Annotated in this window: 22 protein-coding genes; 16 read left to right on the forward strand and 6 right to left on the reverse strand. The window is 63.2% G+C overall.

Features of this window, described 5'->3' with window-relative positions:
• Positions 1-186 precede the first annotated feature (186 nt).
• Both ACXAHG_RS03550 and ACXAHG_RS03555 read right to left on the reverse strand, forming a co-directional pair.
• On the reverse strand, positions 187-774 hold the full coding sequence (locus ACXAHG_RS03550; RefSeq protein ID WP_475041041.1) for an MlaC/ttg2D family ABC transporter substrate-binding protein: 588 nt from the start codon (positions 772-774) through the stop codon (positions 187-189).
• Positions 775-776: 2 nt separating this feature from the next.
• Complete coding sequence (locus ACXAHG_RS03555) at positions 777-1538, reverse strand: MlaA family lipoprotein (protein ID WP_475041042.1); 762 nt, start codon at positions 1536-1538, stop codon at positions 777-779.
• A 162-nt stretch (positions 1539-1700) separates the two neighbouring features.
• Here ACXAHG_RS03555 and ACXAHG_RS03560 point away from each other — a divergent pair, with 162 nt between their 5' ends.
• The 6 genes from ACXAHG_RS03560 to ACXAHG_RS03585 all read left to right on the forward strand — a co-directional run bounded on the left by ACXAHG_RS03560 (position 1701) and on the right by ACXAHG_RS03585 (position 7647).
• Positions 1701-3434, forward strand: coding sequence for a type I secretion system permease/ATPase (locus ACXAHG_RS03560; RefSeq protein WP_475055899.1), 1734 nt, complete (start codon positions 1701-1703; stop codon positions 3432-3434).
• Complete coding sequence (locus ACXAHG_RS03565) at positions 3431-4735, forward strand: HlyD family type I secretion periplasmic adaptor subunit (RefSeq protein WP_475055901.1); 1305 nt, start codon at positions 3431-3433, stop codon at positions 4733-4735. Before ACXAHG_RS03560 ends, ACXAHG_RS03565 begins: the two co-directional genes overlap by 4 nt.
• A gap of 150 nt (positions 4736-4885) precedes the next feature.
• Positions 4886-5344, forward strand: coding sequence for a RidA family protein (locus ACXAHG_RS03570; protein WP_475041047.1), 459 nt, complete (start codon positions 4886-4888; stop codon positions 5342-5344).
• Positions 5341-6114, forward strand: coding sequence for a glycerophosphodiester phosphodiesterase family protein (locus ACXAHG_RS03575; RefSeq protein ID WP_475041049.1), 774 nt, complete (start codon positions 5341-5343; stop codon positions 6112-6114). The genes ACXAHG_RS03570 and ACXAHG_RS03575 overlap by 4 nt, the downstream gene beginning before the upstream one ends.
• A gap of 46 nt (positions 6115-6160) precedes the next feature.
• A complete protein-coding gene (locus tag ACXAHG_RS03580) occupies positions 6161-7348 on the forward strand; it encodes a GNAT family N-acetyltransferase (protein ID WP_475055903.1) in 1188 nt (395 codons plus the stop codon).
• Positions 7345-7647, forward strand: a complete 303-nt coding sequence (locus ACXAHG_RS03585; protein ID WP_475041051.1) for a 4a-hydroxytetrahydrobiopterin dehydratase — start codon at positions 7345-7347, stop codon at positions 7645-7647. Before ACXAHG_RS03580 ends, ACXAHG_RS03585 begins: the two co-directional genes overlap by 4 nt.
• 323 nt (positions 7648-7970) lie before the next feature.
• Here the strand turns inward: ACXAHG_RS03585 and ACXAHG_RS03590 are convergent, their stop codons facing one another.
• Positions 7971-8459 (reverse strand): redoxin family protein, encoded by a 489-nt coding sequence (locus ACXAHG_RS03590; RefSeq protein ID WP_475041053.1) that lies wholly within the window; start codon positions 8457-8459, stop codon positions 7971-7973.
• A gap of 95 nt (positions 8460-8554) precedes the next feature.
• On the opposite strand from ACXAHG_RS03590, the gene ACXAHG_RS03595 reads away from it, so the two are divergent.
• From ACXAHG_RS03595 to ACXAHG_RS03615, 5 genes are all read left to right on the forward strand, one after another.
• Complete coding sequence (locus ACXAHG_RS03595) at positions 8555-9766, forward strand: NAD(P)/FAD-dependent oxidoreductase (RefSeq protein ID WP_475041054.1); 1212 nt, start codon at positions 8555-8557, stop codon at positions 9764-9766.
• Complete coding sequence (rsmD, locus tag ACXAHG_RS03600) at positions 9763-10326, forward strand: 16S rRNA (guanine(966)-N(2))-methyltransferase RsmD (protein WP_475041055.1); 564 nt, start codon at positions 9763-9765, stop codon at positions 10324-10326. The genes ACXAHG_RS03595 and rsmD overlap by 4 nt, the downstream gene beginning before the upstream one ends.
• Positions 10327-10447: 121 nt before the next feature.
• A complete protein-coding gene (locus tag ACXAHG_RS03605) occupies positions 10448-10774 on the forward strand; it encodes a YgdI/YgdR family lipoprotein (RefSeq protein WP_475055905.1) in 327 nt (108 codons plus the stop codon).
• A 182-nt stretch (positions 10775-10956) separates the two neighbouring features.
• Entirely contained in the window at positions 10957-11619 is a 663-nt protein-coding gene (locus ACXAHG_RS03610; RefSeq protein WP_475055907.1) for an HAD family hydrolase, read from the forward strand.
• A gap of 24 nt (positions 11620-11643) precedes the next feature.
• Positions 11644-11826: a hypothetical protein gene (locus tag ACXAHG_RS03615; protein WP_475055908.1), complete on the forward strand. Its 183-nt coding sequence runs from the start codon at positions 11644-11646 to the stop codon at positions 11824-11826.
• Positions 11827-11908: 82 nt separating this feature from the next.
• Here the strand turns inward: ACXAHG_RS03615 and map are convergent, their stop codons facing one another.
• On the reverse strand, positions 11909-12718 hold the full coding sequence (gene map / locus ACXAHG_RS03620) for a type I methionyl aminopeptidase (protein WP_475055910.1): 810 nt from the start codon (positions 12716-12718) through the stop codon (positions 11909-11911).
• A gap of 166 nt (positions 12719-12884) precedes the next feature.
• Positions 12885-13589, reverse strand: a complete 705-nt coding sequence (gene sfsA / locus ACXAHG_RS03625) for a DNA/RNA nuclease SfsA (RefSeq protein WP_475055912.1) — start codon at positions 13587-13589, stop codon at positions 12885-12887.
• 49 nt (positions 13590-13638) lie between these two features.
• On the opposite strand from sfsA, the gene ACXAHG_RS03630 reads away from it, so the two are divergent.
• From ACXAHG_RS03630 to ACXAHG_RS03645, 4 genes are all read left to right on the forward strand, one after another.
• Positions 13639-14361, forward strand: coding sequence for a competence/damage-inducible protein A (locus ACXAHG_RS03630; RefSeq protein ID WP_475055913.1), 723 nt, complete (start codon positions 13639-13641; stop codon positions 14359-14361).
• Positions 14358-15083, forward strand: a complete 726-nt coding sequence (locus ACXAHG_RS03635; RefSeq protein ID WP_475041066.1) for a GNAT family N-acetyltransferase — start codon at positions 14358-14360, stop codon at positions 15081-15083. The genes ACXAHG_RS03630 and ACXAHG_RS03635 overlap by 4 nt, the downstream gene beginning before the upstream one ends.
• A gap of 5 nt (positions 15084-15088) precedes the next feature.
• A complete protein-coding gene (locus ACXAHG_RS03640; protein WP_475041068.1) occupies positions 15089-15661 on the forward strand; it encodes a peroxidase-related enzyme in 573 nt (190 codons plus the stop codon).
• An 86-nt stretch (positions 15662-15747) separates the two neighbouring features.
• Positions 15748-16578 (forward strand): OmpA family protein, encoded by an 831-nt coding sequence (locus ACXAHG_RS03645; protein ID WP_475041070.1) that lies wholly within the window; start codon positions 15748-15750, stop codon positions 16576-16578.
• A gap of 78 nt (positions 16579-16656) precedes the next feature.
• On the opposite strand, the gene ACXAHG_RS03650 is transcribed toward ACXAHG_RS03645, so the two are convergent.
• Entirely contained in the window at positions 16657-17580 is a 924-nt protein-coding gene (locus ACXAHG_RS03650; protein ID WP_475055915.1) for a GlxA family transcriptional regulator, read from the reverse strand.
• A 97-nt stretch (positions 17581-17677) separates the two neighbouring features.
• Between ACXAHG_RS03650 and ACXAHG_RS03655 the strand changes: the two genes are divergently transcribed.
• A complete protein-coding gene (locus ACXAHG_RS03655; RefSeq protein ID WP_475055916.1) occupies positions 17678-18469 on the forward strand; it encodes a class II aldolase/adducin family protein in 792 nt (263 codons plus the stop codon).
• The last annotated feature ends 218 nt before the right edge of the window (positions 18470-18687 follow it).

The following is an 18687-nucleotide window of genomic DNA, read 5'->3' on the forward strand; positions in this document are numbered from 1 at the left end:
CACCGCACCTGAAGGTGCAACGCGCGCCCTGCCCGCCGGGCAGGGCGCCTGGCCCAACCGGAGCGCGGCATCTTTGATGCTGCCGCGCCGGGCGGGAGGGCCGCTGATCAGCAGCACGGGCTTTGCCGGGCAAAGAAAAAGGCCCCCGCGACGGGAGCCTCAATTTGCTTCAGTGTCTGAGACAGCTCAGCTCAGCCGCTTCAATTCGTCGATCAGCGCGTCGATATCGCCCTTCTTGCTGTCCAGAATTGCGCCGATCTCGGTGCGTTCGGTCAGCAGCAGGTTCACGCCTTCAATGAACATGTTAAAGAACAGATCCTTGCCTGAGCGGTCCGACACCAGGAAAGTCACCTCAAACGGCGACTGGCCCTTGAGGTAGGCAATGGTGCTCACCTCGTACCATTTCTTCACCTTCTTGACGCCTTTGACCTCCAGCTTGCCACCGATGAATTCGCGGAAGCGTTTGCCGTATTTGCGCGAGATATAGCCCTGGAAGGCCTTGGAGAACGCTTTCTTCTGGGCAGGGGAGGCCCGGCGCCCGTCCACGCCCAGGGCGTATGCCGCGATATATGATGTATCGCTGTAACGCTGGAAGATCCGCTCGAACTCGCGGAACATGGCGTTCTCGCCCTTGCCGGAGTCGATCACCCGGTTGATGTCGCCAACCAGGCTGTTGATCAGTTTGCTGGCGCTGTTCTCGGTCAGTGCCCAGAGCGCTTGCGGGGCAGCAGCCAGAACGGCGCCCGTGCCCATCAGAAAGTAGCGTCGGTCCATCATCAAAATCCCTCAGTGTTCAGGTCGAACGGGTCGATTTCCTGGATTTCAGCGCCGTCGCCCAGCTGGAACCGGCGGTTCTGCAGATAGATCAGGCGTGATTGCGCATAGCTGTCGGCGCTCTCATACAGAATCGAATCGATCGTATCGGAATAGTTGCCACGATCGCCCAGGCGGCGCACGATCTCGGCATAGATGCTGATGTTCTCGGCAGTATTCTGCTTGGAATAGCCCAGCGGATTGGTGAAGAAATCAACGCCGATGCCGACCGCGTCCCGGGTGGTGGAGGGGCCAAAGAAAGGCAGTTCCACATAGGCGCCTTCGCCAACGCCCCAGGTGTGCAGGGTTTCGCCGAAATCAGTGTCCACCGCGGGCACATTGAATTCGCTGGCCGGATCGGCCAGGCCGGCAAAGCCGACGGTCGAGTTGATCACAAAGCGCGAAAACGCATTGCCTGCCAGTTTCAGATCGCCCTGCAGCAGTGCGTTGACCATTTGCCCTGGCATCGACAGGTTCTCAGCGAAATGCGAGAAGCTGGTCACCATCGGGGCTGGCACGATCGCCACATAGCCCTTGGAAGCAGGCCGGAATGCCAGCCGGTCGACGCCTCGGTTAAAGCTGTGAATCGACCGGTTGGTGTTTTCATAAGGATCGAATACTTCCCCGGCAGCACGGGCAACCGGATCCTGGCTTGCGCAGCCTGCCGTAAAAACGGCCAAAACCAGCGCAATGAGAAATTTATGCGGTCGCAACATGTAGGGCATTCGGTTAAGTGTCCAATTTATGCTGAAAACGTCGGATCGTGAGGCAAATAATGATTCCCCGGCCCGTTTCCAGTACGATTACATTTTTTCACCAGCTTGTGTCTGTTCTGATACAACGGCAGGCACTACCAAGATCCCGCGAACTACTATTGCAGTCTGATCATGAATAAAAGCATTTATAAGAACGGCTATGACGAGCTTCTGGCCGTACGGCGGCAGAGCCGGGGGCTATACTGGTTCACCGGGATCTTCAGCTTCTTCGTGAACCTGTTGATGCTGACGGGGCCGCTCTACATGATGCAGGTCTATGACCGGGTGCTGGGCAGCCGGTCGGAGGCGACGCTCCTGGCGCTGTCGCTGCTGGTTGTCTTCCTCTACGGCATGATGGGGCTGTTGGATTATGCCCGCGGCCGGATCATGGCGCGGGTGGGCGCGCGGTTCCAGGCGGCGCTCGACAAACGTGTGTTTGATGCGATGACCCGGCGCTCGGCGGTGGCGCAGGATCCGGTGGCGCAGACCGGGCTGCAGGACCTGGAATCGGTGCAGCGGCTGATTGCCTCGCCGGTGCTGACCGCCGCCTTCGACCTGCCCTGGACGCCGGTGTTTTTGGCAGGCATCGCCCTGTTCCACCCCTGGCTGGGGCTTTTGGCGCTGGCGGGCGGCGCGGTGCTGGTGGTGATTGCGGTCTTCAACCAGGTCTTCACCAGAGCGCCGATGCAGCAGGCCAATATGACCGGCCACAAGGCCAATCTGATGTCCGAGGAGATCCGCAACGAGGCGGAAATGATCCAGTCGATGGGCATGCGCGGCGCTGCCTTCAGCCGCTGGAAACAGGCCCGCGATGCGGCGCTCACCGACAGCGTGGCGGCCAATGACACCGGCGGCGGCTTCACCACGCTGACCAAGACGCTGCGGCTGTTTTTGCAGTCGGCGATGCTGGGCCTGGGCGCCTATCTGGTGCTGCAGGGCGAGGTGACGCCGGGGGCGATGATCGCAGGCTCGATCCTGATGGGGCGGGCCCTGGCCCCGATTGAGCTGGGCCTGGGCCAATGGGCGCTGGTGCAGCGGGCGATGAAGGGCTGGCACAGCCTGGCCGAATTGCTGGCCAAGGTGCCGGAGGAAGAAAGCCGCACCGCGCTGCCCAAACCCAAAGCCTTGCTGGAAGTGCAGGGCATGGCGGTGGTGCCGCCGGGCAGCAAGACGCCGCTTTTGCGCAATGTGAGCTTCCGGGTGCAGCCGGGCCAGGCGATCGGGGTGATCGGGCCGTCGGGGTCGGGCAAGTCGACGCTGGCGCGGGCGCTGACCGGGGTCTGGCCGCCGGCGGCGGGTTCGGTGCGGCTGGACGGCGCGGCGCTGGATCAGTATGCGCCGGATGTGCTGGGCGGCCATATCGGCTATCTGCCGCAGCGGGTGCAGGTGTTTGACGGCACTATCGCCCAGAATATCGCCCGGCTGCAGCCGGAACCGGATGCCGAGAAGGTGGTGGAAGCGGCCAAAAAGGCCGCCGCCCATGAGATGATCCTGAAGCTGCCCGAAGGCTATGACACCAAGGTTACTGCCACCGGCGGGCGGCTGTCGGGCGGCCAGATGCAGCGGGTCGGGCTGGCGCGGGCGCTTTATGCCAATCCGGTGATTGTGATCCTGGACGAGCCGAACTCCAATCTCGACAACGAGGGCTCGATTGCGCTCAACCAGGCGATCAAGCAGATCAAGGCCGAGGGGCGCTCGGTGCTGATCATGGCGCACCGCCCGGCGGCGATCCAGGAATGCGACATGCTCCTGGTGATCGACAAGGGCACCCAGACCGCCTTTGGCCCCAAGGATAAGGTGCTGCAGGAAATGGTCGCCAACCATCAGAACATCCGCCAGGCGACCGGCGCAGGAGGTGTACGATGAGCATCGAAAGCAAATGGCCCGCCCGGCGGCCGATGATCATCGGGTTGCTGGCACTGCTGATTCTGGTCGGCGGCTTCGGCTCCTGGTCGGTCTTGTCTTCGATCTCCGGCGCGGTGGTGGCAACGGGGCGGATCGAGGTCGACCGCAACCGCCAGATTGTGCAACATCTGGATGGCGGCATCGTCGCCGAGATCCTGGTCGATGAGGGCGATACGGTGGCAGAGGGCGACACGCTCCTGCGGCTGGATGCCAATGAGCTGACTTCGCAGCTGGTGATCACCGAGGGCCAGCTGTTCGAACTGATGGCGCGCCGCGGCCGGCTGGAGGCGGAGCGCGACGGGGCGGCGGAGATTGTCTTTGACCCGGAACTGCTGGAGGCAGCAGAGCGGATGCCGGATGTGAAGGATCTGGTGGAGGGCCAGCGCCGCCTGTTCGAGGCCCGCAAGGACACCACCGCGCGTGAGATCGACCAGTTGGAGAAGCGCCGCAGCCAGATCCAGGAGCAGATCCGCGGCATCCAGGCGCAGCAGCAGTCAATGACGGTGCAGCTGGAGCTCATCGGCGAGGAGCTGGAGAGCCAGCAGTCGCTGTTGGACCGCGGCCTGGCGCAGTCGGCGACGGTCCTGAACCTGCGCCGCACCCAGGCCGACCTGCAGGGCCGCCTGGGTGAGCTGGTGGCCTCGGAAGCGCAATCCGAGGGCCGCATCACCGAAATCGACATTGAGATCCTGAAACTGGCCACCGGCCAGCGCGAGGAGGCGATCAGCCGGCTGCGCGATCTGCGCTACCAGGAGTTGGAGCAGGCAGAGACCCGCCGCTCGCTGCAGGGGCGGCTGGCGCGGCTGGACATCACCGCGCCGGTCTCGGGCATTGTCTACGGCCTGCAGGTGCAGACGCCGCGCTCGGTGATCCGGCCGGCCGATCCGGTGCTCTATCTGGTGCCGCAGGACCGGCCTTTGGTGATTGCCGCGCAGGTGGCGCCCACCGATATCGACCAGCTGTTCACCGGCCAGGAGGTGACGCTGCGGTTTTCGGCGCTGGACCAGCGCTCGACACCAGAGCTGTTCGGCCATGTGACCCAGGTTTCGGCGGATGCCTTTGAGGATCAGGGCAGCGGATTGTCCTACTACCGCGCCGAGATTGAGCTCAATCCCGGCGAACAGGGCCGCCTGCCTGCGGGCACAGTGCTGATCCCGGGGATGCCGGTGGAAAGCTATATCCGCACCGCCGACCGCTCGCCGCTGGCCTATCTGGTCAAGCCGCTTACGGATTATTTCGTCAAAGCCTTCCGCGAAAGCTGAGCCCCGCCGGAAACCTGCACGGTTTCCGGCTATGAAAACGGTATCCGTCCCGGGGGACGGAAAGGGCGGGCGGCGCTTCGCATTTGCTCTTTTCGAATTCTGCTGCTGCGGGTAGCGTCCCGGCCAGCAAAGACTCGGAAGGAATACGCCATGAGCATCGAAGCAAAACTGAAAGAGCTGGGCGTGACCCTGCCCGACGCCCCGGCCCCGGCGGCCAACTATGTGCCTTATGTCGTTGCAGGCGACATGGTCTATATCTCCGGCCAGATTTCGGCGGATGAAAACGGGCTGATCACCGGCAAGCTGGGCGCGGACATGGATGTAGAGGCCGGCCAGGCGGCGGCCAAGCGTTGCGCCATCGCGCTGCTGGCACAGCTCAAAGCGGCCTGCGGCGGCGATCTGGACCGGCTGGTCCGCGTCGTCAAACTGGGCGCCTTTGTGAATTCCGCCCCCGATTTCACCGGCCAGCCGATGGTGGTGAATGGTGCCTCTGACTTCCTGGTTGAGGCTCTGGGAGATATCGGCCGCCATGCCCGCTCTGCCGTGGGCTCCGTGTCGCTGCCGCTGGGCGTCGCGGTGGAGATCGACGGGGTTTTCCAGATCAAATGAGACTGCCCCTGCCTGCCGCCTTTCTGACTGTCCCCTTGGCCCACCGTGCGCTGCATGATGTGTCCGACGGACGTCCGGAGAACAGCCGCGCCGCCATCCGGGCCGCACTGGCAGCGGGTTACGGGATTGAAATCGACCTGCAGCTGTCCAGCGACGGCTGCGCCATGGTTTTTCATGACAACAGCTTGGACCGGCTGGCAGAAGCTGCCGGTCCGGTCCGGGCGCGTTCGCGGGAGGACTTGCGTGCAATTCCGCTAAAGGGCGGCGATGGCGAGGGGATTCCGGATCTGCCGGAAGTGCTTGAGCTGGTGGCGGGCAGGGTGCCCCTGCTGATTGAGCTGAAGGATCAGCACGGTGAAATGGGCGTCACGGATGGTGTCCTGGAGCAAGCTGCGGCAAAGGCTCTGCAGGGATACGCAGGGCCGGTTGCGCTGATGTCCTTTAACCCCAATTCGGTTGCCGCACTGGCCCGGCTGGCGCCGGAACTGCCGCGCGGTATCACCACCAGCGCTTATGAACCAGAGGAATGGCCGGAACTGCCCAGGGCCGTCTGCGACGACCTGCGCGCGATCCCGGATTTCGAGCGCACGCAGTCCGGCTTCATCAGCCATGAGGCCTATGATCTGGCGCGTCCGCGGGTGCAGGCGCTGCGCAACGAAGGCGTGCCGGTGCTGTGCTGGACCGTGACCACCGCGGCCGAGGAAACAGCGGCGCGGGCCTTTGCCGACAATGTCACATTTGAACAATACCTCTCGCCGCTAACCTCTTGATCGCGCTGGTCTGCACCCCACATCAGAAGCGGTGCGGAGGAAATTCATGACCCAGGCGCAAATCGAAATCCGGGTGCTGCCGTCGCTGTCGCAGATCACGGCAGAGGACTGGGACGCCTGTGCCTGCCCGGAGGCCGCAGACGGCGGCCGGGCACTGGATCCCTTTACCACGCACCGGTTCCTGAGCGCGCTGGAGGACAGCGGCTCAGTCGGGCCCGGCACCGGCTGGCAGCCACAGCATCTGACGGCCTGGCAGGACGGCCGGCTGATCGCCTGCGCGCCGCTTTACGCAAAGGGGCACAGTCAGGGTGAATACATCTTTGATCACAACTGGGCCCATGCCTATGAGCGGGCAGGGGGGCACTACTACCCCAAGCTGCAGATCGCGGTGCCCTTCACCCCCGCCACCGGGCGGCGGTTCCTGGTGCGTCCCGGCTTTGACGGAATTGGCCATTCAGCCCTGGTACAGGGGGCGGTGCAGTTGGCAGCGGACAACGGGCTGTCGTCGCTGCATGTGACCTTCTGCACCCAGGACGAGGCGCGGATGGGCGCAGAGATGGGGCTGATGCACCGCTTTACCCAGCAGTTCCACTGGCAGAATGACGATTATGCAGATTTCGAAGCCTTCATGCGGGCGCTGTCGTCGCGCAAGCGCAAGAACATCCGCAAGGAGAGGATGCAGGCGCAGTGTTTTGGCGGTGAGATCCGCGTCTATCAGGGGGAGGAGCTGCGCCCGGAGCACTGGGACGCCTTCTGGGAGTTCTATCAGGACACCGGCGCGCGCAAATGGGGCTCGCCTTATCTGACGCGGCAGTTTTTTGACATCGCGCACCGGACGATGGCGGACGGCATTGCGCTGATTCTGGCGGAACGCAGCGGGCGCTATGTCGCCGGGGCGCTGAATTTCATCGGCCGCGACACGCTTTACGGACGCTATTGGGGCTGCATCGAACACCATCCCTGCCTGCATTTCGAGCTGTGCTATTATCAGGCTATCGAGCTGGCGATTGCCCTGGGGCTTGACCGGGCAGAGGCCGGCGCGCAGGGTGAACACAAGCTGGCGCGTGGCTACATGCCGTGCCAGACTCACAGTTTGCACTGGATCGGCGATCCCGGGTTTGCCGGGGCCGTTGAACGCTACCTCGAGGCTGAGCGGGCCGCCACCGAGGAAGAGATCGAAATCCTGACCGATTATGGCCCGTTCCGCAAAGCGCATGTGGAGGAGCAAGAATGACGGAAAAACTGTCCGAAGCCACCCGCGGCCCGCTGCTGGAGCCGCTGTTTGCGACCGGCTGGCAGATGGTGGAGGGGCGCGATGCCATCACCAAGACATTTAAGTTCGGCAATTTCACCGATGCCTTCGGCTGGATGACCCGCGCCGCAATCTGGGCGGAGAAATGGAATCACCATCCGGAATGGAGCAATGTCTACAACCGGGTGACGGTGGTGCTGACCACCCATGATGTCGATGGGATCAGCGCCCAGGACGCCAAGCTGGCGCGCAAGATGGACGGTTTGGCCGGGTACGAGTGACCTGCGGCCGGACCTCCGTGCAATCGGCCCGCGTGGCGCACATTGCAGCAAATTTGCGAGGCTCTGCCTTGCGCTCCGGGATATTTTGAGCAAGAGGAAGGCGGGCCGCGGCTTTTGCCTGACAAAGTAATCCGGGGGTGAATAGTCCGAACGCATAAGGCGGCAAAACCCCTGAGGCCGTACCTCGACGGGAGTCCGCATTCGGGTCAGCAATATTGACCAAATGTTTCGCGCGCGAAACATTCCGGCAGCAGTTCTGACCTTATTTTTCACCAAAAATTAAGAGGTTGCGGTGGCCGCCCCGGAGGCGGCCAGGCGCGGGTTTAGCCCATCGACTCCAGCAGGCCCTCACCGGCGGACAGTTCGCACTGGCCGGGGTTTTCTTCCTTGTTGAGGATCTTTACTTCGCCGTTCTCCACCAGCATGGCATAGCGCAGCGAGCGGCCAATCAGGCCTGCCGCCGGTGCGTCCAGACGCATACCGATTGCCTCGGTAAAGGTGCATTCCGCATCCGACAGCATGGTGATGCCGGCCTCGGACGCGCCGGTATTGTCGCCCCAGATCGACATGACAAAGGGGTCATTGCCCGCAAGGCAGATGATTTCGTCGACGCCTTTGGCGGCCAATTGGTCCTTGGTGCGGATGAAACTGGGTACATGGGCCGAATGGCAGGTGCTGGTAAAGGCGCCGGGAACCGCGAAGATCACGACCTTTCGCCCCTTGAGCTTATCTGACAGCTGCACCTGCTCGGGGCCGTTGTCTCCAATCAGCGTCAGTGTCGCGTCCGGCAGTTGGTCTCCAACAGAAATCATCGCACGTTCCTCTTTCTCATGATTGCGTTTTGGGGCCCCGCGTATATAGGGTCCGAGGAAAGCGTGACGGGAACTATTGCGGGAGGCAAGGGAATATGTCCCACATCGTCGTTATTGGAGCAGGGCAGGCGGGGTCTTCGCTGGTGGCAAAGCTGCGCAAAGACGGGTTCGGCGGGGAAATCACCCTGATCGGCGCGGAGGAGGCGCTGCCGTATCAGCGCCCGCCCTTGTCCAAGGCCTACCTGCTGGGCGAGATGGAGCTGGAGCGCTTGTTCCTGCGGCCGGCGAGTTTTTACGAGGACAACAACATCACTGTGAAGCTGGGCCAGCGGGTGACAGCGATCGACCCGGCGGCCAAGACCGTTTCGCTGGGCGATGAGACGGTCTCCTATGATCAGCTGGCGCTGACCACCGGCTCCGACCCGCGCCGCCTGCCGGCGGCGATCGGCGGCGATTTGGACGGTGTCTACGTGGTGCGCGGCCTGACCGATGTCGACGCGATGGCGCCGAATGTCACCGAGGGCAAGCGCGCGCTGATCGTCGGCGGCGGCTATATCGGGCTGGAAGCGGCCGCGGTCTGCGCCAAGCGCGGCGTCAAGGTGACCCTGGTCGAGATGGCGGACCGCATCTTGCAGCGTGTCGCGGCGCCCGAAACCTCGGACTTTTTCCGTAGCCTGCATTCCTCGCACGGCGTCGATATCCGCGAAGGTGTCGGGCTGGAGCGGCTGGAAGGCGAAGACGGCAAGGTGACCCGCGCGGTGCTGAGCGGCGGCGAAGTGCTGGATGTGGATTTCGTGGTTGTTGGCGTCGGCATCACCCCCACGTCGCAGCTGGCTGAGATGGCGGGTCTGGAGCTGGAGAACGGCATCAAGGTGGACGCCAAGGGCCGCACCTCGGACGTGTCGATCTGGTCAGCGGGCGACTGCGCCTCCTTCCCGTTCAAGGGCAACCGCATCCGCCTGGAAAGCGTGCCGAATGCCATCGATCAGGCCGAGGTAGTGGCGCAGAACATGCTGGGCGCGGACAAGGACTATGTGGCGCAACCCTGGTTCTGGTCGGATCAGTATGACGTCAAGCTGCAGATCGCGGGCCTCAACACCGGCTATGACAACGTGGTGACCCGTCAGGGCGAGGGGCAGCAGGTGTCGTTCTGGTACTATGCCGGCGATCAGCTGGTGGCGGTTGACGCGATGAACGATCCGCGCGCCTATATGGTGGCCAAGCGGCTGATCGACATGGGCAAGACTGCCGACAAAGGCGTGGTTGCCGACCCGTCCGCCGATCTGAAGCCGCTTCTGAAAGCGTGAGGATCATCGCAGGAGACTTCCGCGGCCGGGCTCTGGCCGCGGTGGGCAAGGGGGATGCGGGCGCCCATCTGCGCCCCACCACCGATCGGGTGCGCGAAAGCCTGTTCAATGTGCTGATGCACACCGGCGCCATCCCCGGCGCCCGGGTTCTGGACCTGTTTGCGGGCACCGGCGCGCTGGGGCTGGAGGCGCTTTCACGCGGTGCAACGGAGGTGCTGTTTGTCGATGACGGGCGGGTCTCCGGCGGGCTGATCAAGAAGAACATTGCTATCTGCAAGGCCGAAGACCGCTGCACCCTGGCGCGCCGCGACGCGCTGAAGCTGGGGGCGAACCCGGATGCGCCCTTTGACCTGGTTTTTCTCGATCCGCCTTATGGCAAGGGACTGGGGGAGAAGGCTTTGGCCGCGGCGGTCAAAGGCGGCTGGCTGGCGGATGATGCGCTGGTGGTTTGGGAAGAAAGCGCGGCGATGGCGGCGCCGGAAGGGTTTGAGCTGCAGGACAGCCGCAAATACGGCGATACCCATATCTCGCTGATGTGGCGGGAGCAGAACAGTTTGTAACAAGCCCGGCGCCTTTCGCCAAATACTTGATTTTCTATTTGCATATCCAGCCGTCCGGTTGTAGCGAGCTGGAAATTTCAATCAAATTTCCGTCAATTCAGGCGGTTTCGAAAGGTTCAATATGAAAGCTGCAAAACTCCTTGGTCTGCTGACTGCGGGCGCGATGTTCCTGTCCGGCTGTGTCTCCCCTGAGGTGGTCACCACCAACAATGTGGACGATTCCTCGCTGACCTGCGAAGAGATCAAGACCCAGATGGGCCAGCTGGACGAAATCCGCGCTGAAGCCAAGAAGGGCAAGACCGCCTCGGGGAAAAATGTGGCAGCTGCTCTGCTCTTCTGGCCGGCGGTTATCGGCAACTACGCCAATGCAAACGAAGCGCTGGAGGCGGCAAACAAGCGCCATGAAGTGCTGGTTGGCCTGGCGAAGAAGAAGCGCTGCAAGTTCTGAGCGGTGCCAGGCTTGTGATGCAACGGAAATGCAGGGGCTTCCCCTGCATTTTTTGTTTCCGGAGATTGCAGCCCGGCAGCGGACCGTGACTGCAGGGGAGTTTTCCCGCGGCCGCGGATTTGCGGCAGCGGCGAAAGCCGATTAAGCCTGAAAAAGCAATTCTCCACGATAAGCAGGTTCTCATGCCCAAGACCTTTCCGACCCCGAAGCTGGTGATCTTCGACTGCGACGGTGTGCTGGTGGACAGCGAGCCTGCTTCGAACCAGGCGCTGATCGAAAACCTCGCCCGTCACGGGCTGCAGCTGACCATGGAACAGTCGATGGCGCATTTTGTTGGCAGCACCATGGCCGGCGTGATGGAAAGGGCCCGCAGCCTGGGCGCGGAACTGCCGGAGGGCTGGATCGCCGGGGTCTATGCCGAGACCTATGCCCGGCTGGAGCAAGGGGTGCCGCTGATGCCGGGCATTCCAGAGCTGCTGGCGCGGCTCGATGCCAAGGGCATTCCGGTCTGCGTCGCCTCCAACGGCAGCGAGGACAAGATGCGCATCACCCTGGGCCAGAACGGGCTGTGGGAGCGGTTCCACCCGCAGGCGATGTTTTCGGCCCATTCCCTGGGGGTGGCCAAGCCGGAGCCGGGGCTGTTTCTGGCCGCCGCCAGCCATTTCGGCGTGCAGGCGCGGGATTGCCTGGTGATCGAAGACAGCGGCAGCGGTGTCACTGCGGCAGTGCGCGCGGGCATGCGTTGCCTGGGGTTTGCACCGCAGGGGCAAGGCCAGAAGCTGGCAGCCCTGGGCGCGGAAGTGTTCAGCGATATGTCAGAGGTGCCAGCGCTTTTGTCGATCTGAGGCGCCTGTGCTATTGTTCCGCTTATGGAACAGACATTGCAAACCCCGTTCCTGCAGCCCGCAAAGGGCGTTGAAATCCGGAGCCGGCCCAAGCCGAAACCGGTGCGGGCGCCGCTGTTCATTCAGGATGCGGTGACCCCTTGGGCGGATGGCACCATGTTGCTGGCCCTGTGGCGGCTGCAGGAAGCAGAGGACCGGGACAGATAGCTGCCAAAACTCTCTGCTGCTTCTTTCTGGTCTAAAATACCTCGGGGGTGCGGGGGCAGGCCCCCGCTTCCGCCCTACCGGCTTATCCGTAGGTCGGGTGAAATTTCCCGGCCGGCGACAGGGTGAAAATCTCGGCCCCGTCAGCGGTTACCCCGATCGAATGCTCGAACTGCGCCGACAGCGACTTGTCGCGGGTGACGGCGGTCCACTCATCCGCCAGGATCTTGGTTTCCGGGCGGCCCAGATTGATCATCGGCTCAATGGTGAAGAACATGCCCTCTTCCAGCACCGGGCCGGTGCCGGGGCGGCCGTAATGCAGCACATTGGGCGGTGCGTGGAACACCGTGCCCAGCCCGTGGCCGCAGAAATCGCGCACCACGCTCATCCGCTGGCTTTCAGCATAAGCCTGGATCGCATGGCCAATGTCGCCAAAGGTATTGCCGGGCTTTACCGCCTCGATCCCTTTCATCAGCGAATCATGGGTGACCTGGATCAGGCGCTCTGCCTTGCGCGGCAGCTTGCCGGCCACGAACATGCGCGAGGTGTCGCCGAACCAGCCGTCGACAATCACCGTGACGTCGATGTTGAGGATGTCGCCGTCCTTCAGCTTCTTGTCGCCGGGGATGCCGTGGCAGACCACGTGGTTCACCGAGATGCAGCTGGCGTGCTGATAACCCTTATAGCCGATAGTGGCCGACTTGGCACCCGAGTCTTCGACCATCTGCGTGATGATGCGGTCGATCTCGCCGGTGGTTTGGCCGGGGAACACATGCGCGGCGATGTCATCCAGAATGCGCGCGGAAAGCGCACCCGCCTTGTGCATGCCGGCATAATCGCCGGCTTCATGAATGCGGATGCCGTCCTTGGTTGTGCGGCCGTCTTTCGATCTCATCAGGCGGAGCTCCATCGCGTGTTGTCCCGAAGCTATTTAAGCGGTCTTTGCCAAAAGGGCCAGAGGGGGCGGGCAAGGGGCAGTGCCCAAAGCTGAAGGGGCACCTGTATAGCAGCAGCGGGTTAGAAGCGGATGAAGGCAGCGTGCGCTGCCTGTTGCGTCTGCCTTAGCGCGCTGCCTGCAAGGGGCTGCCCAGTTCGACACCATCGGGGGTGATCCGTGTTCCGTAGATCAGCCGCTCAACCCCGGCGGCATGGGCGCTGGCAAAGGCGTCTGCGTAGGCCGGGTCTATATCGGCAGCCAGCTGGAAGCGGATGCAATCGGTGCGCTGCACCAGGTAGAGCATCACCGCCCTGTGGCCCTGGGCCGTCATGCTTGCCAGCTCGCCAAGATGTTTGGTGCCGCGCGCGGTGACGCTGTCAGGAAATTCTGCCAGACCCGGCTGGCGCGACAAGGTCACGCTTTTCACCTCGACATAGCAGTCGGGCAGGCCGTCTTGGCTTAGCAGGAAGTCGATCCGGCTCTTCTCGCCGTATTTCACCTCGGGACGCACGGTCTTGTAGGCGGCCAGTTCCGCGATCTCTCCCGCTTCCAGGGCGGCGCGCAGGGCGCGGTTCGGGACCGAGGTGTCGACGCCTGTGAAGTGGCCGCCGTCATGCTCCACCAGCCGCCAGCCGTATTTCAGCTTTTTCTTGGGGTCGTCGTTAGGCTCCAGCCAGACCTTCGCGCCCGGCTCAGCAAGCCCCATCATGCTGCCGGGGTTGGCGCAATGGGCAGTGATCTCCTGTCCGTCCTCCAGCCGGCAGTCGGCGAGGAAGCGTTTGTAGCGGCGGATCAGCACGGCGGGGATCAGAGGGGTTTCAAAGCGCATGAGCTTAGGCCTATATCTGCGGAGACGAGGTATCAAGGGGAGGAAGATTATGGCCAATCCAACCGCTGCCATGCTGGTCATCGGGGATGAGATCCTGTCGGGCCGCACCCGCGATGCCAATATGCATTACCTGGCAGGCGAACTGGCCAAACATGGCATCGACCTGAAGGAAGTGCGTATTGTCAGCGATGATGAGACTGCGATCGTTGATGCGGTGCGGGCGCTGTCCGGGGCGTACGGCCATGTGTTTACCAGCGGAGGCATCGGGCCGACCCATGACGATATCACTGCGGATTGCATCGCCAAGGCGTTTGAGGCGCGTCTGGATGTACGGGATGATGCGCGGGCAATCCTGCAGGCGCATTACGACACCCAAGGGATCGAGCTGAACGAGGCTAGGCTGCGGATGGCGCGCATTCCCGAAGGTGCGGCGCTGATCGACAATCCGGTCTCGGCTGCGCCAGGCTTTACCTTGGGCAATGTGCATGTGATGGCGGGCGTGCCGATGATTTTCCAGGCGATGGTCTCCAGCGTGATGCCGACGCTTTCGGGCGGCCGGCCGATGCTGTCGCAGACGCTGCGGGTGCTGCGGGGCGAGGGCGAAATCGCGGGCCCTCTGCGGACGCTGGCCGAGGCCTACGGCGATTTGTCGGTGGGGTGCTATCCCTTTCAGAAAGACGGTGCCTTTGGCGCCAACATCGTGATCCGCGGCACCGACGGCGCCCGGGTGGATGCCGCGATGACCGAGCTGGCAAAGGAGCTGGAGCAGTGACCACGGATCCCCGTTACTATGCTGTGACTGAGGCGACCTGGCCTTCGGCTTCGGTCCGGGAACTGGGGCCGGTGACCCTGCGTGAAGGGCAGGGCGGCGGCAGCCGGGTGTCGGCGGCCACCGTGAATGGCGCAGCCTCGGAGGATGAGATCGCTGCCGCAGAACAGGCGATGCGGGCGATGGGGCAGGACTGCCTGTTCATGATCCGCGACGGCGAGGCAGAGCTGGATGCCCAGTTGGCGGCGCGCGGTTACGCGGTGAAGGATCCGGTCAATTTGTGGACTTGCCCGGCGGCGCGGCTGACGGATATTCCAGTACCCCGCGTGACTGCCTTTTGTGTCTGGGAGCCGCTGGCCATCCAGCGCGAGATCTGGGCGCAGGGCGGCATCGGGCCGGAGCGGCTAGCGGTCATGAACCGTGTACAGGGGGCAAAGACTGGCCTGTTGGGCCGCCACAAGGACAAGCCGGCCGGTGCGGGGTTCGTGGCCATTCACGATGGTGTTGCGATGGTCCACGCGCTGGAAATCCTGCCGCACCAGCGCCGCGCCGGAATGGGGGCCTGGATGATGCGCCAGGCGGCGTTCTGGGCGGTGGAGAACGGTGCCAGCGAATTGGCAGTCCTTTGCACGAAACGTAACGACGGCGCAAATGGGCTTTATGCTTCCCTTGGTATGGACTGCGTCGGAGAGTACCACTACCGGATTTTGCAACAAGGCGATTGACTGCAATGAGTGACCATAACCAGCCCACAGCCCTCGACCTGCCTATGGTGGATCCGCTGCCGCCGGAAACGCAAAAATACTTCGATATCTGCACCGAGAAACTGGGCTTTGTGCCCAATGTGCTGAAGGCCAATGCCTTCGACATCGGCAAGCTCAACGCTTTCACCGCTATGTATAATGACCTGATGCTGGCGGACAGCGGCCTCAGCAAGCTGGAGCGGGAGATGATTGCGGTGGTGGTCTCTGCGATCAATCGCTGTTTCTATTGCCTGGTGGCGCATGGTGCGGCAGTGCGGCAGCTGTCGGGCGATCCGCAGCTGGGTGAAATGCTGGTGATGAACTATCGGGTGGCGCCGCTGGAGCCGCGGCAGCGGGCGATGCTGGATTTCGCCGCCAAGATGACCACGGCCAGTGCCGGGATTGAAGAGGCCGACCGGCAAGGCTTGCGCGACGCGGGTTTCTCTGACCGCGATATCTGGGACATCGCCAATGTCGCCGGTTTCTTCAACATGTCGAACCGGGTGGCCAGCGCCACTGCCATGGTGCCCAATCCGGAATACCACAGCCAGTGCCGCTAAGACGTTTTATTACCATTGCAGCCGCAGCTTTGCTGCCGGGCCTGCCGGGCGCGGCGGAGGTTGCTCTGCCGCAGGGGGCTGTTGCCGTGTCTGAGCGGGTCTCGGCGCTGGGTGTCTACCAGTTGCCGGTTGGCCCGGAAGAGGCCGACAGGGTGCCATCAGAACGGTTTGAGGGGCAGATCCTGCGACGCACCTGGCGGCTGGAGGGCGGCAGCACCGTGCTGCAAATCCTCGCGCCTTTGCGGGATCAGCTGCTGGAGCAGGGGTTCGAGCTGCGGCTGGACTGCGCGGCGCGGGATTGCGGCGGTTTTGGCTTCCGCTTCGGGATCGAGGTGGTGCCTTCGCCGGACATGATGGTCGATATCTCCAGCTATCATTTCCTGTCTGCGGCTAAAGGCAAAGAGGCAGTTTCGCTTCTGGTGTCGCGGGCAGGCGGCGCGGCCTATGTGCAGATGATCACGGTGGGTCAGGCAGAGGCTGCACCCGTGGCGGTGGTGAAACCTGAAGCAGAGGCATCTGCAGCGGCAGATCCGGCGCGGCCGGTGGAACTGGCGAAGGTTCTGGAAGTGCGGGGCCACGCGGTGCTGACAGACCTGGTTTTCGAGAGCGGCTCGACCCGGCTGCGGGAGGGCCGCTACGCCAGCCTGGCGGAACTGGCGGCCTATCTGGCGGCCAATCCGCAGTACCGGCTGCTGCTGGTGGGGCATACGGACACGGTCGGCTCGCAGGAGCAGAATACCGGCATCTCTGAGCGCCGGGCGCAATCAGTGAAGGCGCGGCTGATCGAGGCTTATGACGCTGACGAAGCGCGTATCGAAGCAGCCGGGGCAGGGTTTCTTGCGCCCATTGCCAGCAACCTCAGCCCCGAAGGGCGCAAGGCTAACCGGCGGGTGGAGGCGGTGCTGCTCAGCGACTGAACACCAGGGCCCATGATGTTGCACAATGCTGCCGCTCCAGCGGGCGCGGTCCGCCGGGTTGCGAAATGCGGCAGTCAGTCAGCGGCGGCGCATGTCGCGCGGGCAGCGCTGGTACATGGCCTTGAACTGGCGGGAAAAGCTGGGCAGAGAAACAAACCCCGCGGCCAGCGCCACTTCGGTCACGGGCATCTGAGTATTGCGCAGCAAGTCCAGCGCTTTGCCGAGCCGCAGCTGCAGGTAATAGGCCTGCGGGCTCATCCCGTGCCCGCGCTGGCAGCGCAGGCGCAGTACCTTGGGGCTGAGGCCAAGTGTCCGGGCGATCTCTGCCAGCGGCCGGGGATCTGAGATGTCCGCGGCCATCAGGCTGTGCATTTGCTGCAGCAGAGGGTCCTTAGTGGTTTCCACCCTTTGCCGGACGCCGGCGGGACGGATTTCGCCATGTGCCATGGCATCCGATGTTGCTGCTGCCAGTTCTTCGGATGTGCGTGCGGCGATCCAGGCCAGCATCGCGTCGCCGGTCGCGATGCCGCCGGCCGCGGTCAGACGGCGCCGGTTCAGGCAGTAGATCCGGTCGCTGACGTCAATGTCCGGCCAGGTCTCGCGAAATCCCGGCTCTGCCTCGTAGTGCAGCACCGCTTGGTGCCCATCCAGAAACCCCAATTCTGCCAGAACCACTGTGCCGGTGTCCACACCGCCCAGGGTTGCGCCGCTGCGCTCGGCTCGGGACAGCCAGGCGCGTGTTCCCGCGGGGACGGCTTGCAGCGGGTCATAGCCGGCGCAGATCAGCACGAGGTCTGGCAGCGGAGCCTCCTGCCAGCTTGTCCTGTCCGGCGTTACGATCGCGCCGTTTGACGCCCGTACGGCGGTTTGCGTAGCGGCCAGCGTCTCCCAGGTGAAGAGTGTCTTTCCGGCGCATTTGTTGGCCAGCCGCAGTGTTTCTGCCGCGAGGACATAGGCCAGCATCTGAAAGCCGGGGAAGAGGATAAAGGCCGTTTTGTGCATGGCGGGAGTATTGAGGTAAATAAAGGGCGTTTCCAGATAAATATTTGCTGCCAGCTGGCGGTTACCCTCGCCCTAGGAAACTGCGAAAGGATCATTCATGACCGTTATGACCCCATCCCCGCTGCAAGGCCGCCCGGCCAATTGTTCGGACGCCGAATGGGAGGCGCGCTGCGAGCTTGCTGCCATTTACAATGCGCTGGTGAAATACCGGCTGACGGATCAGACCAACCAGTGGCATGCAATCCGGGTGCCGGGCGAGGACGCGCTGATCACCCATCACTATGGCTGGATGCATGAGGAGGTCACGGCCTCCAACCTGATCAAGGTCGGGTTCGACCGGGTGAACCACAATCCGGAAAACGGGGAGCCTAACCCCTCGGCCACGGAGATCGGCAAGCTGTTCTTTGAGGCAGAGCCGGAGAAGAACTGCATTATGCATATCCACACCAAGGCGATCATGGGCGTTAGTGCGCAAAAGGAGGGCGTGGGTCCCTACAGCCAGGCCTATCTGATGATCGGCGGCGGCGGCGTTCTGGGCTATACCGATTACGAGTTCGAATGCACCGATGATTTCCTGACAGGATTGCTGGCAGCGGGCCGCGATAAAAAGGCTGTGGTGGAAGCCTGGCATGGCGCCTTTGTGTTTGGTGCCACGGCGGGCGAGGCGTTCTTCCGTTCCTTCTACCTGGATCAGGCCTGTGCGGTACAGCTGGAGGTGCAAAAGGCGGCCGCCTGCCCGGGTGTTGAAATCCGCACCATTCCCGAGTCAGAGCAGAAACGCCATTTGCGCGATATGGCTGCCAGTGACTGGTATGGCTACGAGGGTGAATTGGAGTGGCACGCCATCCGCCGCCGGCTGGACGCAGAGGCGCCTCATTACAAAGGCTGAAACCGGTCCGGAACCGCAGGCCGAGGGCTCCCGCGCCTTGCCGGTTGCATCAAAGATGCCGCCGCAAGCCTTGGGCCCGGCGCCGTGCGGATGCACGGCGCGGGGAGCACAACGGCGCCAAGACCAACCAGAGGGGGGCAATATTTTGTTGGTCCTGTCCGGGGGGGGGGTTTCCCCCCTCTTCACCCAGCCGCTGAATGGGAAAACAAAAAAGACCC

Source organism: Leisingera sp. ABD4_442 (assembly GCF_056160905.1).